Below are 14606 nucleotides of genomic sequence, written 5' to 3'. Positions count from 1 at the left end.
CAAAGATAAGTGGATCAATGCGCGAAAGCATCAATGCTTGCTTGGCCGCCGCGCGGGCCGCAGCATGCAGCAACTTCACTACAAGGGGGCACTGCCCCGGGCCACCATGACCGCACCGCTTCGCTTCGCCGCGCTTCGAGGATCATCCGCATTCCAGCGCTTGTGCGCCTTCCATCCGGACCTGGCCCAGCGCGGCGGGCCGCTATCATCATTGGGGCCGCCGATGCCCGCGATGCATTCGCTGGGCAAGCTGCCCCCCTACAAAGCGCTGTCCGACCGCCAGGCGGCGTGCCTGTATTGGGCGGCGGCGGGCAAGACCAGCTGGGAAACCAGCCGCATCCTGGACGTCGCGGAAAGCACCGTGAATTTCCATTTGCGCAACGCCTGCACCAAGCTGGGCGTACGCGGGCGCCGCACGGCCGTGGTGGTGGCCCTGCGCCACGGGCTGCTGGACAGCGTCATCGAGTAACCGGGTTGGCCGGGCCCGGCTTGCCGGGGTTGACCACCACCGATCTCAGGAATTCGCGCGCGCGTTCGGCGGGCAGGCTTTCCTGGGTGCCGGCGGCCACGGCCTCGATCAGCATGGTGTCGGTGACCCAGACCTTGGCCACCAGCCAGCCGGGCTTGCCCATGGCCTTGCCGTGCACTTCGAAGTCCTGCCCATAAGCCGGCCATTCCGTGGGCGGCGGGGCCTGCATATTCGTGTACAGCGAATGCATCAGCGCCATGCCCAGCGCCTGCTTGGCGGCCGGGTCGGCGGCAATGTCCGGCGGCAGCGGGGCCGAGCCCACCGCGAACACGGCCTCGCCCACGGTTGCGCTCGACAGGGTAAAACGCAGGGTATGGGTGTCCAGGCGCAAGTCCCGGGTATCGGTCGAGACCCGGTCGGGGAATGCCGCGCGCACGTGGCCGTCGGCCACGTCCACTTCGCGCCAGTTGTAACGGGGCGAGCAGGCGGCAACCAACAAGGCCAACCCCACAAACAGGCCGGCTTTCTTGAACATGAAACGAAACAGCGATGAAATCGTCATTACCGTAGACCCGACGGCCCATTCATTTCGAGGAATGCTGAAATTGTCGCCGATTTCCATCACCCCCGCGCCCGACGGCACGCCATTGGCCAACTATCTTTGGCCCGCCGCGCCCAATGTGCCGCCCCCTGTTACCGGGCCAGGCACGCCCAGCGTGTACCTGATGCACGGCCTGAGCGAACACGCCGGCCGCTATGACCGCCTGGCCCGCTGGCTGGCCGCGCGCGGCTGGACCGTGGGCGCGCACGATCACCGCGGCCATGGGCGTTCGGGCGGCCCGGCCGCTACCCTGGCCCACCAGGACGACCTGGTCGTGGACGCCGTCGACCGCCTTCGCGCCTGGACCGCGCTGCAAGGCCGCCCGCCCATTGTGCTGGCCCACAGCCTGGGCGCGCTGGTGGCGGTGCGCATCGCCCTGCGGCGCCTGGCCGAGCTGGACGCGCTGGTGCTCAGCTCGCCGCCTTTCGTCGTGAATGTGCCGATGTGGGTGCGCCGCACCCTCACCTGGATGTCGCTGCATGCGCCCGACCTGCGCGTGCCCCATGGCCTGGCGCCCGCCCGCATCTCGCACGACCGGGCCGTCGTCAAAGCCTACCGATCCGACCCGCTGGTGCGCCGGCGCATGACCGGCCGGCTGGCCCGCTTTGTCGACGAAGGCGGCCGGGAATCGCTGCGTGAAGCCGATCTTCTGCCCTGTCGCACCCTGTTGATGGTGGCCGGCGACGATTCCATCGTGGCCGCCGAAGGCAGCCGCCAATTCGCCCAGCGCGCGCCCGCGCAATTGCTGACCCTGCGCTGGTACGACACCGCCTGGCACGAAATTTTCAATGAAACGGCCCCAATTTCTGATCCGGTTTATGCTGACCTGGACGAATGGCTGGCGCGCACGGCGCAGGCATTGTCCCTGCCCCCAGTACTGACTCCCTCGGCACAGGAGGCCGGCACCCCGTAAAATCCCGCGACAGACCCAAACGAGAAGAATCCGTGACTGATACCGCCGCCAACCGCCTCTCCCGCCTAGAGGCCAACCGCTCGCTGCTGACCCAGACGTTGCGAGGCATTGAAAAAGAAGGCCTGCGCGTGGACGAGCAGGGCATTTTGTCGCGCACGCCCCACCCGGCCGGCCTGGGTTCGGCGCTGACCAATGAACACGTCACCACCGATTACTCGGAATCCCTGCTTGAGCTGATCACCGGCACGCACACCGACGTCGATGCGCTCTTGACCGAGCTCACCAACACCCATCGCCACGTGTACAGCGTGCTGGATCACGAGCTGATCTGGAACCAGTCCATGCCGGCCACGCTGCCGGCCGAAGCCGACATCCCTATCGCCTGGTACGGCAAGTCCAACACCGGCATGCTCAAGCACGTGTATCGCCGCGGCCTGGCCGAGCGCTACGGCAAGCGGATGCAATGCATCGCCGGCGTGCACTACAACTTCTCGCTGTCCGAAGATTTGTGGTCCGTGCTGGACACGCAAGCCGGTTCCGCGCAAGACCGCCGTTCGCGCGGCTATATCGGGCTGATCCGAAATTTCACGCGCTATTCCTGGCTACTGATGTACCTGTTTGGCGCGGCGCCCGCGCTGTCCAGCGACTTCCTGAATGGCCCTGACCACCCGCTGGAACGCCTGGGCGACCACACGCTGTACCTGCCCTACGCCACCAGCCTGCGCATGAGCGACCTGGGCTATCAGAACAAGGCGCAGTCGCAGCTCAAGCTTTGCTACAACGACCTGGATACCTTCCTGGGCCGGCTGTACGACGCCGTGACGCAAACGTGGCCCGACTACGAGAAGATCGGCACGCATCGCAATGGCGAATGGATCCAGCTGAACACCAACGTGCTTCAGATCGAAAACGAGTACTACTCCAGCATCCGCCCCAAGCGTGCCACCGGCCGCTGCGAACGCCCCATCACCGCCCTGGCGGAACGCGGCGTGCAATACGTGGAAGTGCGCTGCCTGGATATCGACCCCGAATCGCCCGTGGGCATCGACGCCGACACCAGCCGCTTTGTCGACGCGTTCCTGCTGTTTTGCACGGCATCGGACAGCCCGTTCTTTCCCGCCAACGGCTACTGTCAGCGCAGCGCCGACAACTTTTCCACCGTCGTCAAAGAAGGCCGCAAGCCCGGCCTGATGCTGGACCGCGAAGGCAAGCCGGTGGCGCTGAAAGAATGGGGCCACGAATTGCTGGACCAGATCGCGCCGTACGCCGCGCTGTTTGATTCGGCCCTGGGCGGCACTGCCTACGCCGATGCGCTGACCGCGCAGCGCGTCAAGCTGGACCAGCCCGAGGCCACGCCGTCCGCGCGCCTGTTGCAGTCGCTGACGCAAAGCGGCCTGTCGTTTCACGACTACTCGCTGGCGCAAAGCCGCAAGCATGCGGACACGCTGCGCGCACAAGCCTTGCCGTCGGATCTGGCGGCGGCCTATCAACAGGCAGCAACACAGTCCACCGAAGAGCAGCAGCGCATCGAGCAGTCGGACACAGTGGACTTCGCGACCTACGTGGCGCGCTACCACGAGGCCCTGAAGGCCCCGCGTAAATAAGGCGTATCGTTAGGGTTTGCGTACGCGGCGCCTGCCTGACGGGCAAGCGCCGCGCTTCGGTCAGTCTCACTCTGGAGGTTTTTCAATGCGCCGCACCGCAACATTCCTGATGGCCCTGGCAGCCAGCGTGGGCATCGCCCATGCCGCGCCGCCGCCCATGCAGACCGTGGATTCGGTGGACCTGAAACGCTATGTCGGCATGTGGTACGAAATCGCCAATTTCCCCATGTTCTTCCAGCGCAATTGCGTCGGCGATACCACCGCCGAATACACCGCGCACCCCGACGGCACCATCGGCGTGAACAATCGCTGCCGCACCAAGGACGGCGATATCGACTCCGCATCCGGCACCGCCACCGTCGTTGAAGGCAGCAACAACGCCAAGCTTGAAGTCACCTTCTTCAAGCCGTTCAAGGGCGATTACTGGGTGATCGGCCTGGACCCGGAATACCGCTGGTCCGTGGTGGGTACGCCCGACCGCAAGTACCTGTGGATTCTGTCGCGCTCGCCGCAATTGCCCAAGGAAGAGTTGGACAAGGCGCTGGCTGCCGCGAAGGCGCAGGGCTACGAGCTGGACGAACTGCGGTACACCCCGCAGAAATAAGCAGAACGCCGGCTAGCGCCGGCTCCCGCCAAGAGTCGCCCTACTTGGCGCGGCTCGGCGATCAGCCCGCGTAGTCGCGGGCCAGACGCACCACCGTCACGCCGGGCTTCAGCTGGCGCAGCGACGGCATGATCAACGTGCAGTTGTCATAGGGCGTCACGATCGGCTGGCCATCTGCCCAGCCGATCACCGAGCCGGCTTGCGCCAGCGTTTCCAGGCCTGTCCAGGGTTGCGCAAACGTCACGTCCATCGACGGCGCCACCACGGCGTCCGTCACTTCCAGCACGCGTTGGGTATCGGGATCGGGCAGCAGCCAGCCGGCCGGCACATCGGCCGCGTCCACCACGCCGGATTCCACCAACATGCGAGCCACCATGTCTCGCGCGACATCGCGCGAGGCCAGCTCGCCATGGAAACCGCATTCGATCAGCAAGGCACACGCGTCGTCGCGCGCGGCATCGCCGAACTGCGCAAAGTCGCGCATGCGCACACCGTCTTTGTGGCCGGCGTCCACGATCACATGCTGCGGCGCCTTCAGGCGGCGCGCCAGTGCGATGTTGCGCGGCAAGACGCCCGTCAACAACAAGGGCGCGCCCGGCTCGTGCATGGAATGCAGATCCAGCAGCCAGTCCGCACGCTGCACCCAGGGGCGCAGCGCCGCGCCGCGTTGGCGGTCGGCGGTGGTGGGGTTGTCCAGGCGCTCGGCGCTCCAGACACGGTTCATGTCTTCGGTAACGAAGCGCGAGGCATCGTGCTTGGCCAGATCGAAGCGATCAAACGCGTCCAGGTTGCAGAAGGCCAGCGTCAGGCTGCCCCGGCGCGGCTTCACGCCGGCCGCCAGCAGATCCTTCAGCGCCCACGCGCCGCACAGTTCGTTGCCGTGCACCAGCGCGCTTACCATCAGCGCCCGCCCCGGCACGCCGGAATCAAAATGCCAGACGCCCGGCGTATCGGTATTGCCCGCGCGTTCGGCGGCGAGGTCGGGAACGGGAAGCTGAAATTGCATGGTGAGATCCGCTTTCTGACGTAGGTGCTGGGGGTCGATTACTGGGGGCCGATCACTGCGCTTCGATCTTGGCGGCCTTGACCAGCGCGCCGTACTTCTTGGTTTCTTCGGCTTGGTAGGCCACCAGGTCGACGCCCGGCTGGGCCACTTCGCCGCCCGCCTCTTGCATCTTCTTGCGGAACGATTCGGACTTCAGCGTTTCGTCCAGCACGGTGCGCAGCTTTGCCACAACCGGCTCGGGCAAGCCGGCGGGGCCGTACAGCGCAAACCACAGGTTGATGTCGACGGATTCAAAGCCGGGCGTGGCGGCCAGCGGCGCGATTTCCGGCGCGGCCGGCGAACGCTTGTTCTCGGTCAGGCCCAGCGCCACGATGTTGCCGCTGCGCACCTGCGGCAGGCCCGAGGACAGCACCAGCATGCCGTAGTCCAGCTGGCCGCTCATCAGGTCCGTCACCAGCGGCGACACGCCGCGATACGGCACGTGTTCGGCGCGCGTGCCAGTGGCCTGGTTGATCATTTCGCCGGCCAGATGCAGCGTGGTGCCCACGCCGGACGAGCCGTAGTTGAACGTGCCCGGCTCCGCGCCGCGCAGCTTTTGCAGGTAGTCAGCGGCCGTCTTGACGCCGGAATTCTTGCTGGCCGCCAGCAGCATGGGCTGCGAGGCCACCAGCCCCAGGGCCGTGAAGTCCTTGGCGCTGTCGTACTTGACCGCCGTGTTGATCATGCGGGCAATCACCATTTCGTTGGTGGAGCCCAGGAAAATCGTGTAGCCGTCCGGCGCGGCGCGTGCCACGCGCTGAGCGCCGATGGTGCCGCCTGCGCCGCCCACGTTTTCAACCACGACGGTCTGGCCCAGGCGCTTGCCCAGCTCTTCGCCCAACAGGCGCGCCGTCAGATCCAGGCTGCCGCCGGCGGGATAGCCCACCACCAGCGACACGCTGCGGGCCGGGTAATCGGCGGCGAAGGCGGCCGGGGCGGTTGCCACGGCCGAGGCGGCACAAAACGCAACAAGCGCTGCGCGCAGCGGATGCAGTACGGACTTCATGTTTTCTTCCTTGGGGTGCTGAGGGGTGGACGGCGTGGCCGTCTCGTTGGAGGTATAGGCTGGTATTTTCGCGGCGGCCGTGTGAGACCGTCGTGCCGAAACGGCACATGCCCGTGCTTATCCTGCCCAGCCTGCAAGCTTGCCTGGCACGATGCCGGCCTCAGGCCTTGCGGTTCGCCGTGGCCTCCCAGGCCGCCTCCGCCAGATCCGTCAGGCGCGCGCGCGGCCGATACAGCCGCACCTCGAAGGCGATCTCTTCGCTGCGCCCACCCAGGGCCACCAAGGCGCCGCGACGGCAATCGGCCGCCACCATCGACCATGGCAGCCACGCCACGCCCAAGCCCTTGGCCACCGCGCCATGCGCCGCGTCCAGCGAGTCGCTGCGCACGAACGGCGTCAACGCGTACGGCGTGGTTTCCAGGCGGTCGCCCACGATGCGTTCCATTGCCAGCCCGCCTGTGTAGGTGATCAGCGGCACGGCGGGGCCGCCGTCTTTCAGCGCGTAGCGTGCGCGGCCGCGCGCGTCCGCCTGGCTGACGGGCACCAGCTTGTCGGTGGCCAGCGTCATGTAGCGATAACGCGCTGGGCTCAGCGGCACCGACAGCGCCGGGTGTTCGTAGCAACACAGCAAGTCCACCTTGCCCTGCTCCAGGCGCACCACGAGGTCTTTTGCCTGGCCCGTGGACAACTCAACCTGCGTGCCCTCGGTCAGCACCTTGGGCGCGCGGTGACGCAGCCGGGCGATCCAGTCGGCCACCAGCGTACGCGCCAGGCTGCGGCCGGTTGCAATGCGCAGCACCGCCTCGCCGCCCGCGCCCGAACTGCGGATGCGATGGCGCACCAAGCCCATCTGTTCGACCACCTGCGTGGCCGTCTTGAGCAGCGCCTCGCCTTGCGCGGTCAGCGTCACGGGCAGGTGCTGGCGTTCGACCAGCGGCGCACCGGCCCAGGCTTCCAGCGCGCGGATGCGCCGGCCGAACGCGGGGTGCGTCACATGGCGCAGCTCGGCCGCGCGCACGAAGCTGCCCGTGCGCGCCAGCGCGATCAAGTCTTCAAGAAGTTTCAGGTCCGCCATCTGCAACGCCGTCAGCGATCGCCCAGCCCCATCATCGCCAAGGTGGCGCGGGTGAGCGGGCTGTCCGCGTCTTCCAGTTCATTGACCAGGTCGAAGTGGTTGCAGTGCGGTGTGGCAATGCGCGTGGACGCAAGACCCGCCGCATTCCAGGCGGCTTCAAATGCCGCCGTCTGGTTCTTGAAGCCCTGTGTTTCCAGCCCGCCGACCGCCAGCAGCATGGGGCCGGCCTGCTCGGGCAGGTTGAAGATGGGGCTTTGATGCGCGGCCTGCTCGGGCGTCAATCGCAGCCAGGTATTGGGCAGGATGTCGCACAGCGGGCGCAGGTCGAACAGGCCGGACAAGGCCAGCGTGCCCTTGATGATGTCGTCAGGCACGCCATAACGCGCGGGCCAGCCGGGCGCGACCAGCATGCCGGCCAGGTGCCCGCCGGCCGAGCTGCCGCCCACGTAGATGCGTTCCGGGTCCACGCCATAGGCCGCCGCGTTCTGGTACAGCCAGGCCACCGCGCTGCGCACTTCGCGCACCACTTCGCCCAGGGTGGCTTCGGGCACCAAGGTGTATTCCAGCGTGGCCACGGCTGCGCCCGCCGCGTTGAAGGCCTCGGCCATGACCGGCGCGTCTTCCTTGCGCTGGGCGCGCCAGTAGCCACCGTGAATGAAGACGAATACCGGCGCCGGCGCCCGCGCCGCGGCAGGTAGGAACAGGTCCAGGCGTTCGTCCTGGCCCATGCCGTAGCGCAGGTCCAGCACGGCCGGGCGGCGCGAGCGCACGCGCGCGGACGACTCCGCGTAGCGGCGCACGCAGGCATCAAAGTCCGCCACCGATTCACGCGCGTTGTATTGCACCTCGCGTTCGGCGATGGTGGGAAAGAAAAGGTCGATGTCGGGCTTATGCATGTCGTGCCTGGGGGTCGGGCTGTGAAATGATCCGTTCGATGAATTGCGCGGTCTTGCGGTAGTGCGCGGCCAGCATGGCCACCGAGCGCTCGACGTCGCGGGATATCGCGGCGTCCAGCAGCTGGCGATGCTCGTCGTCAACGTTGCGCTCGGGCCCGTAGGCGGTGGCGCCCGCGCGCGCCGGGCGCCGGTAGCGTTCGGTTTGCGCATACAGCTGGGTGGACAGGTCCAGCAGCCAGTGCGAGCGGCAGGCGCCGATCAAGGCGTGATGGAAATCCAGGTGGCGGGCTTCCAGCAGTTCTTCCAGTTCGTCGGACGGCGCGGGGGCCTGGCCGGCGCGCTGGGCCGCCAACGTCAGCGCGTGATACGCGCCCACCAGCCGCGTTTCCCAGGCGTCGTCCGCGTTGGCCAGCGACCGCCGCAGCGCGTCGCAGTCGATCAGGATGCGGGTTTCACAGGCGTCCCACATTTCGTCGACCGACAAGGGCGCGATGCTGAACCCGCGCGACGTGGTGTTCACGACCATGCGTTCGCTGCGCAAGCGGTTCAGCGCTTCGCGGATCGGCGAAAAGCTGCTGCCGTAGCGCTGCCGCAGCAATTCCAGCCGCAGCGACTGGCCGGGCGCGAAGGCGCCGCTCATGATGTCGCGTCGAAGCAGGCGGTAGACCTGCTCGGACAGCGTGATGTCTTCAACGTCGGCGTTCCCGTCCGATCCGGGATCGTCCTGGCGGGAAGCTTTGATTCTTGGCTTCAACATGCTCTCCAGATGTCAGCGGCGCGTCCGCCGATCCGCGCACAGGCGGCTCATTCTACTCGCGCGCGGCGGCCTCATATTCCCAGATAACGCTGCGCCAGCTCGGGCTGCGCCGACAGCTCGGCCGGCTTGCCCGACCAGGCCACGCGGCCCTTGTCGACGATGTAATGGCGGTCGACCAGCGTTGCCATTTCGGGCAGGTTCTTGTCGATGACCAGAATGGTCTGGCCTTCGGACTTCAATGCCCGCAGGCACCGCCAGATTTCCTGGCGGATCAGCGGCGCCAGCCCTTCGGTGGCTTCGTCCAGGATCAGCAGCTTGGGGTTGGTCATCAGCGCGCGGCCCACCACCAGCATCTGCTGTTCGCCGCCCGACAGCGTGCGCGAGGACTGCGCGCGCCGCTCTTTCAAGCGCGGAAACAGCGTGAACACGCGGTCCAGGTCCCAGCCGCCCGGCGCGGCGCGCGCGGTGGCCACCAGGTTTTCCTGCACCGTCAGCGACCCGAACACCCGCCGCCCTTCCGGCACCAGCCCCACCCCCAGGCGCGCGACCGTGCTGGGCGCGGACCGCCCCAGCGTCTGCCCCCGGAACTGCACCGCGCCGCCGGTCGCCGGCAGCATGCCCATCACGGTCTTGACCGTGGTGGTCTTGCCCATGCCGTTGCGCCCGATCAGCGAAATGACTTCGCCCTCGCTGGCTTCGAACGACATGCCGAACAGCACCTTGCTGGACCCGTAGCCGCCCGTCAGGCCGTCAACCTTCAACATGTTCTTCTCCCAGGTAGGCCGCGCGCACCTCCGGATGGCGGCGCACCTCGTCGGGCGGCCCGCTGAACACCACGCGGCCGTAGACCAGCACGCTGATGCGGTCGGCCAGCGCAAAGACGGCGTCCATATCGTGTTCCACCAGCAAGATGCCGTAGTCGCCCTTCATGCCTTGCAGCAGCCGCGTCATGCGGGCCGATTCCTCGGGGCCCATGCCGGCCATCGGCTCGTCCAGCAGCAACAACCGTGGCGACCGCGCCAGCGCCACCGCCAATTCCAGCTGGCGCTTTTCACCGTGCGCCAAATCGGCGGACCGCACATGGCGGCGCTCGGCCAGGCCCACGTGCGTCAGCCACTGCATGGCTTCGGCTTTCAAACCCGCGTCGCGGCGCGGGTCGGACCACGCGCCGAACGCGCGTCCGCCCTTGAGCATGCGCGACAGGATCACGTTTTCCAGCGCGGTGTATTCGTGGCAAAGCTCGGTGATCTGAAACGACCGCCCCAGCCCCAGTCGCGCGCGTTCAAACGCGCGTAGCCCGGTGACGTCGCGCCCGTCCAGATGAATGGTGCCGGAATCGGGCCGGATTTCGCCGCAGATCTGCGCGATCAGCGTGGACTTGCCCGCGCCGTTGGGGCCGATGATGGCGTGGATCTCGCCGGCCCGCACATCCAGGTCCACCCCATTGGTGGCCACCACCGCGTCAAAGGCCTTGCGCAGTTGAGTCAGCCGCAACAGGCAGTCTTGCGCGTCAGTCGGCATGGCGCGTCTCCAGCAATTTTCCGAACAACCCCTTCTGGCCCCACAGCACCACCAGCACCAGGATCGGCCCCATGTACAGCAGCCAATGTTCGGTCAGCGACGACAGCATCTGTTCCAGGCCCAGGAACACGGCCGCGCCCGCGATCGGCCCCAGCAGCGTGCCTACACCGCCCAGTATCACGATCGCCATCAGTTCGCCGGACTTGGTCCACGCGGCCATGTCGGGCGTAACCAGCCCGGCATAGTTTGCCCACAGCACGCCCGCCAGCCCGGTGCCCACCGCCGACAGCACAAACGCGCTCAGGCGATACGGCGTGGGCGCCACCCCCAGGTTCAGGGCGCGCCGTTCGCTTTGGCGCAGCGCCTGCAACACCATGCCGAAACGTGAATTGGTGACGCGAATGCACAGCAGCGTCCACGCCGTCAGCAGCGCCAGGCACACGTAGTAAAAAACCAGCGGGCTTTCCAGGTTGATGCCGGGCAGCACATTGCGCTGCGGAATCATCAGCCCGTCGTCGCCCCCATAGAATTGCAGCGACACCAGGATGAAATACACCATCTGCCCGAATGCCAGCGTAATCATGATGAACTGCACGCCGCGCGTGCGCAGTGCCAGGTAGCCGAACACCCAGCCCGCCAACGCGCACACCGCCAGCGCGATGGGCCACACGACCAGCGCGGCATTGCTGCCGGCCCAGCCGAAGATGGGCCCCGCTTCGGCCGTGTGGAACGCGATGATGCCCACCGCGTACCCGCCCAGGCCGAAGAACATGGCGTGGCCGAAGCTGACCATGGCGCCGTAGCCGATCACCAGGTCGAGGCTGACGGCGGCCAGGCCGTAGATCAGAAACCGCGTCACCACACCGATCAAGAAGGGCGAGCCCGACGCCAGCGCACCGGCCGGCAGCAGGATCAATACCGTCAGTCCGGCGAGGCCCCAGCGGGCGCGATTGGAAAGTGTCTTTGCCATCATCATCCTCGCGCCGGGAACAAGCCACCGGGCTTGGCGATCAGCACGATCGCCATCAGCACATAGATACTGGCCGACGCCATGCCGGCGGCCAAGGGGTCCGCCGTGGCGGGCGAGAACATCTTGGACAGCAACTGCGGCAGAAACGCACGCCCCAGGCTGTCTACCATGCCCACCAGCAAGGCACCCGCCAACGCGCCGCGCACCGAGCCGACCCCGCCAATCACGATCACCACGAACGTGGTGATCAGGATGCGTTCGCCCATGCCGATTTCCACGGCCAGCAGCGGCGCCGCCATCACGCCCGCCAGGCCGCACAGCAACGCGCCCAGGCCGAACACCAGCGTGTACAGCTTGCGAATGTCCACGCCCAGCGCGTCGACCATTTCGCGGTCATCCGCGCCCGCGCGGATCAGCATGCCGATGCGGGTGCGGTTGACCAGCCACCACAGTCCCACCGCCACCAGCGCGCCGATGGCGATGAACGACAGGCGGATCACCGGATACTGAAAACCGGGCGCCAGCGTCACCGCGCCTTCCAGGAAAGACGGGATGCCCACCAGCGGCGGACGCCGGCCAAAAATCAGGCTGACGGCCTCGTTCGAAAACAGCAGCAGCCCGAACGTGGCCAGCACCTGATACAGGTGATCGCGTTTGTACAGCTTGCGGATCACCAGCACCTCGACCGATATGCCGTACAGCCCCGCGCCAAGCAACGCGGCCAGCACGCCCGCCAGAAACGAACCCGTGGTGCCGATGGCGTAGGCCGCGCAGTACGCACCCACCATGTAGAAGGACCCGTGCGTCAGGTTCACCACGCCCATGATCCCGAAGATCAGCGTCAGCCCGGCCGCCAGCATGAAAAGCATGGCGCCGAACTGCAAGCCGTTAAGCAGCTGTTCGAACAGAAGCGTCATGATGGCAACTTGCAAAATTGGGCATAGGCGTCCTTATCGTCGGCCACCAGCTTGCGCACCAGATGCGGCGCCAGCACACCCGCGCTGTCCTTCTCGATGCGCATCAAGTACAGGTCCTGAATCGGATGCTGGTTGGTGTTCATGCTGAACTTGCCGCGCAGCGACGTGAAGTCGGGCTTGCGCAGCGCGGCGCGAAAGGCGTCCGCCTTGGACAAGTCGCCACCGGTGGCTTTCAGGCCCACGCCGATCAGCTGCGCGGTGTCGTACGCCTGCATCGCATAGTCCGTCGGCACGCGGCCGTAGGCTTCCCTGAAGGCTTTCACGAAGGCTTGCGATGGCGCGTTGTCAAAGTCTTGCGACCAGATGCCGGTGGTGTACGAGCCCAGCGATGCGTCGCCGGTGGCCTGGATCATGCGCGCGTCCATCGAGAAGCTGGGCATCAGCATCGGGATGCTTTTATTCAGGCCCGCCGCCGCGTACTGCTTGACGAAGTTGATGCCGGTGCCGCCCGGGTGAAACTGATAGATGGCATCGGGCGACAGCGAGCGCACACGCGCCAGCTCCACCGAAAAGTCCGATTGATCCAGCTTGGTGTAGATCTCGGCAACCACTTCGCCCTTGTAGGTGCGCTTGAAGCCTTCGATGGCGTCGCGGCCCGCCTGGTAGTTGGGCGCCAGCAGCACCACGCGCTTGTAGCCCAGTTCATTGGCCGCCACGCCGCCCGCCGTGTGGAAGGCGTCGTTCTGGTAGGACGCCACGAAATAATTCGCGTCGCATTTCTCGCCGGCAAAGTTCGATGGCCCCGGGTTCAGGCTGACGTAGAACCCGCCCGACTTCACCACGCTGGGCACGACGGCGGCCAGCACGTTGGAAAAGTTGACGCCGGTAAAGAGCTTCACGCCCGACTGGATCAAGCGGTCCGCCGCCTGCTTGGCGTTGGCGGGCTTCAGGCCGTCGTCTTCAATCACCAATTGCACCGGCACGCCGCCCAGCTTGCCGCCGCCCTGCTTGATGGCCAGGTTGAAGGCATCGCGCTCGTCCTCACCGATGTAGCCGGCCGGCGTGGACAAGGTGGCGATGAAGCCGATCTTGACGGGGTCGGCGGCGCGCGCGGCGCTCATCGACAAGGCCGCGCCCAGCGCGACGGACAACGCGGCGGCAATACCGCCCAGTTTCTGTTTCTTGATCATGTTTTCCCCTTGAAGACTGCGTTGCCCGCCTCGTCGGCCGGGCGTGAGCTAGACCGCCACGACCGGATGGCGCAGCGTGCCGATGCCTTCCACGCACGCCACCACCACATCACCCGGCCACAGCCATTCCTGCGGCTTGCGGCCCGCGCCCACGCCTTCCGGCGTGCCGGTGGCAATGATGTCGCCCGGCTCCAGCGTGATGCCGGCGCTGATGTCCGCGATCAGGAACGGCACCTTGAACAGCATGTGGCGCGTGTTCGATCCCTGCTTCTTTTCGCCGTTGACTGTCAGCCACAAGTCCAGCACCTGCGGGTCGGGAATTTCGTCGGCGGTAACAATGCACGGCCCGAAGGGCGCGTAGGTGTCCTGGCCTTTGGAATAGATCCATTGCCCGGCGCGGCGGCAATCGCGCGCGCTCATGTCCAGCATGACGCTGTAGCCGAATACGTACGACAGCGCATCGGCCTCGGCCACGCGCGAGGCGCGACGGCCCATGATCACGGCCAGTTCCACTTCCCAGTCCAGCTGCTGCGTGATCTTGGCGTTGTGCTCGATGGCCTCGCCCGGGCCGATGACGGTGGTGGGCGGCTTGGAGAAGATCACCGGCTGCTTGGGCAGGTCGGCCGACGTGTCCAGCGTGCGGCTGGATTCGGCCACGTGTTCCACATAGTTCAAGCCGATGCCGAAGATGTTCTTGCGCGGGCGCGGAATGGGCGCCAGCAGCTTCACGTTTTCCTGCGGCAGCGCCGTGCCCACGGGCCATTCGCCGCGATAGGCATCCATCAGGCGGCTGGCCTGCGACACGGCCACCGGCCCCAGGTCGATAAACGCCAGCATGTCGTCGGGCAGGTCCACCCCACCCGCCTCGCCCAGCAACGCCAGGTCGATTACATAGCCGTCGGCCAGCGCGCCAAGCCGGGCGGCGGCGGTGGGATGAGCACGAAAAGTCACCAAGCGCATAGGAACTCCATAGATTCAAGACGTGTTGAGCCAGACGCGCGGGCCAGGCCCGCGCGGCGGATGAAAATTTGATGTGAA

Annotated in this window: 15 protein-coding genes and 1 pseudogene; 4 read left to right on the top strand and 12 right to left on the bottom strand. The window is 66.5% G+C overall.

Features of this window, described 5'->3' with window-relative positions; all coding sequences use genetic code 11:
• The first annotated feature begins 106 nt into the window (after positions 1 to 106).
• The gene (locus KYT87_RS02045) at positions 107 to 469 is read left to right on the top strand and encodes a helix-turn-helix transcriptional regulator (RefSeq protein WP_082134597.1); all 363 of its coding nucleotides are present in this window, start codon (positions 107 to 109) and stop codon (positions 467 to 469) included.
• On the opposite strand, the gene KYT87_RS02040 is transcribed toward KYT87_RS02045, so the two are convergent.
• Positions 459 to 1031, bottom strand: coding sequence for a hypothetical protein (locus tag KYT87_RS02040; protein WP_046806586.1), 573 nt, complete (start codon positions 1029 to 1031; stop codon positions 459 to 461). The two genes, KYT87_RS02045 and KYT87_RS02040, sit on opposite strands and share 11 nt — an antisense overlap.
• A gap of 43 nt (positions 1032 to 1074) precedes the next feature.
• Here KYT87_RS02040 and KYT87_RS02035 point away from each other — a divergent pair, with 43 nt between their 5' ends.
• The 3 genes from KYT87_RS02035 (at position 1075) to KYT87_RS02025 (ending at position 4191) form a co-directional block, all read left to right on the top strand.
• Positions 1075 to 1983: an alpha/beta hydrolase gene (locus KYT87_RS02035; RefSeq protein ID WP_082134598.1), complete on the top strand. Its 909-nt coding sequence runs from the start codon at positions 1075 to 1077 to the stop codon at positions 1981 to 1983.
• Positions 1984 to 2015: 32 nt separating this feature from the next.
• A complete protein-coding gene (gshA, locus tag KYT87_RS02030) occupies positions 2016 to 3587 on the top strand; it encodes a glutamate--cysteine ligase (protein WP_219991614.1) in 1572 nt (523 codons plus the stop codon).
• Between the two features lie 85 nt (positions 3588 to 3672).
• Positions 3673 to 4191: a lipocalin family protein gene (locus tag KYT87_RS02025; protein WP_046806589.1), complete on the top strand. Its 519-nt coding sequence runs from the start codon at positions 3673 to 3675 to the stop codon at positions 4189 to 4191.
• A 64-nt stretch (positions 4192 to 4255) separates the two neighbouring features.
• Here KYT87_RS02025 and KYT87_RS02020 read toward each other — a convergent pair.
• The 11 genes and pseudogenes from KYT87_RS02020 to KYT87_RS01970 form a co-directional block, all read right to left on the bottom strand.
• A pseudogene (locus KYT87_RS02020) lies at positions 4256 to 5197 on the bottom strand (succinylglutamate desuccinylase/aspartoacylase family protein); the annotation flags it as partial.
• 52 nt (positions 5198 to 5249) lie between these two features.
• On the bottom strand, positions 5250 to 6242 hold the full coding sequence (locus tag KYT87_RS02015) for a tripartite tricarboxylate transporter substrate binding protein (protein ID WP_120153628.1): 993 nt from the start codon (positions 6240 to 6242) through the stop codon (positions 5250 to 5252).
• Positions 6243 to 6402: 160 nt separating this feature from the next.
• Positions 6403 to 7317 carry a LysR family transcriptional regulator gene (locus KYT87_RS02010; protein ID WP_046806592.1) on the bottom strand — a complete coding sequence of 305 codons (915 nt, stop codon included), beginning with the start codon at positions 7315 to 7317 and terminating at the stop codon, positions 6403 to 6405.
• Between the two features lie 11 nt (positions 7318 to 7328).
• A complete protein-coding gene (locus KYT87_RS02005) occupies positions 7329 to 8213 on the bottom strand; it encodes an alpha/beta hydrolase (protein WP_219991612.1) in 885 nt (294 codons plus the stop codon).
• On the bottom strand, positions 8206 to 8967 hold the full coding sequence (locus tag KYT87_RS02000; RefSeq protein WP_219992583.1) for a GntR family transcriptional regulator: 762 nt from the start codon (positions 8965 to 8967) through the stop codon (positions 8206 to 8208). Before KYT87_RS02000 ends, KYT87_RS02005 begins: the two co-directional genes overlap by 8 nt.
• Before the next feature lie 74 nt (positions 8968 to 9041).
• Positions 9042 to 9734, bottom strand: coding sequence for an ABC transporter ATP-binding protein (locus tag KYT87_RS01995; RefSeq protein ID WP_046806594.1), 693 nt, complete (start codon positions 9732 to 9734; stop codon positions 9042 to 9044).
• Positions 9721 to 10491, bottom strand: coding sequence for an ABC transporter ATP-binding protein (locus tag KYT87_RS01990; RefSeq protein ID WP_046806595.1), 771 nt, complete (start codon positions 10489 to 10491; stop codon positions 9721 to 9723). Before KYT87_RS01990 ends, KYT87_RS01995 begins: the two co-directional genes overlap by 14 nt.
• On the bottom strand, positions 10481 to 11467 hold the full coding sequence (locus KYT87_RS01985; protein ID WP_046806596.1) for a branched-chain amino acid ABC transporter permease: 987 nt from the start codon (positions 11465 to 11467) through the stop codon (positions 10481 to 10483). Before KYT87_RS01985 ends, KYT87_RS01990 begins: the two co-directional genes overlap by 11 nt.
• The gene (locus KYT87_RS01980; RefSeq protein WP_046806597.1) at positions 11464 to 12378 is read right to left on the bottom strand and encodes a branched-chain amino acid ABC transporter permease; all 915 of its coding nucleotides are present in this window, start codon (positions 12376 to 12378) and stop codon (positions 11464 to 11466) included. Before KYT87_RS01980 ends, KYT87_RS01985 begins: the two co-directional genes overlap by 4 nt.
• Positions 12375 to 13568 carry an ABC transporter substrate-binding protein gene (locus tag KYT87_RS01975; RefSeq protein WP_219991611.1) on the bottom strand — a complete coding sequence of 398 codons (1194 nt, stop codon included), beginning with the start codon at positions 13566 to 13568 and terminating at the stop codon, positions 12375 to 12377. The genes KYT87_RS01980 and KYT87_RS01975 overlap by 4 nt, the downstream gene beginning before the upstream one ends.
• Before the next feature lie 48 nt (positions 13569 to 13616).
• A complete protein-coding gene (locus KYT87_RS01970) occupies positions 13617 to 14528 on the bottom strand; it encodes a fumarylacetoacetate hydrolase family protein (RefSeq protein WP_120153622.1) in 912 nt (303 codons plus the stop codon).
• Positions 14529 to 14606 lie beyond the last annotated feature (78 nt).

Origin of the sequence: Achromobacter sp. ES-001, from assembly GCF_019448355.1 — a bacterium.
Classification (GTDB): domain Bacteria; phylum Pseudomonadota; class Gammaproteobacteria; order Burkholderiales; family Burkholderiaceae_B; genus Achromobacter; species Achromobacter spanius_B.
The sequence above is the reverse complement of the archived record's forward strand: the minus strand, read 5'-3'. Positions and strand labels throughout refer to the sequence as shown.

Coding starts and splice junctions, on each gene's coding strand:
- KYT87_RS01990 (WP_046806595.1), bottom strand. CDS start 10,491: ATGCCGACTGACGCGCAAGACTGCCTGTTGCGGCTGACTCAACTGCGC.
- KYT87_RS02015 (WP_120153628.1), bottom strand. CDS start 6,242: ATGAAGTCCGTACTGCATCCGCTGCGCGCAGCGCTTGTTGCGTTTTGT.
- KYT87_RS01970 (WP_120153622.1), bottom strand. CDS start 14,528: ATGCGCTTGGTGACTTTTCGTGCTCATCCCACCGCCGCCGCCCGGCTT.
- KYT87_RS01985 (WP_046806596.1), bottom strand. CDS start 11,467: ATGATGATGGCAAAGACACTTTCCAATCGCGCCCGCTGGGGCCTCGCC.
- KYT87_RS02025 (WP_046806589.1), top strand. CDS start 3,673: ATGCGCCGCACCGCAACATTCCTGATGGCCCTGGCAGCCAGCGTGGGC.
- KYT87_RS02010 (WP_046806592.1), bottom strand. CDS start 7,317: ATGGCGGACCTGAAACTTCTTGAAGACTTGATCGCGCTGGCGCGCACG.
- KYT87_RS02045 (WP_082134597.1), top strand. CDS start 107: ATGACCGCACCGCTTCGCTTCGCCGCGCTTCGAGGATCATCCGCATTC.
- KYT87_RS01995 (WP_046806594.1), bottom strand. CDS start 9,734: ATGTTGAAGGTTGACGGCCTGACGGGCGGCTACGGGTCCAGCAAGGTG.
- KYT87_RS01975 (WP_219991611.1), bottom strand. CDS start 13,568: ATGATCAAGAAACAGAAACTGGGCGGTATTGCCGCCGCGTTGTCCGTC.
- KYT87_RS02005 (WP_219991612.1), bottom strand. CDS start 8,213: ATGCATAAGCCCGACATCGACCTTTTCTTTCCCACCATCGCCGAACGC.
- KYT87_RS01980 (WP_046806597.1), bottom strand. CDS start 12,378: ATGACGCTTCTGTTCGAACAGCTGCTTAACGGCTTGCAGTTCGGCGCC.
- KYT87_RS02040 (WP_046806586.1), bottom strand. CDS start 1,031: ATGACGATTTCATCGCTGTTTCGTTTCATGTTCAAGAAAGCCGGCCTG.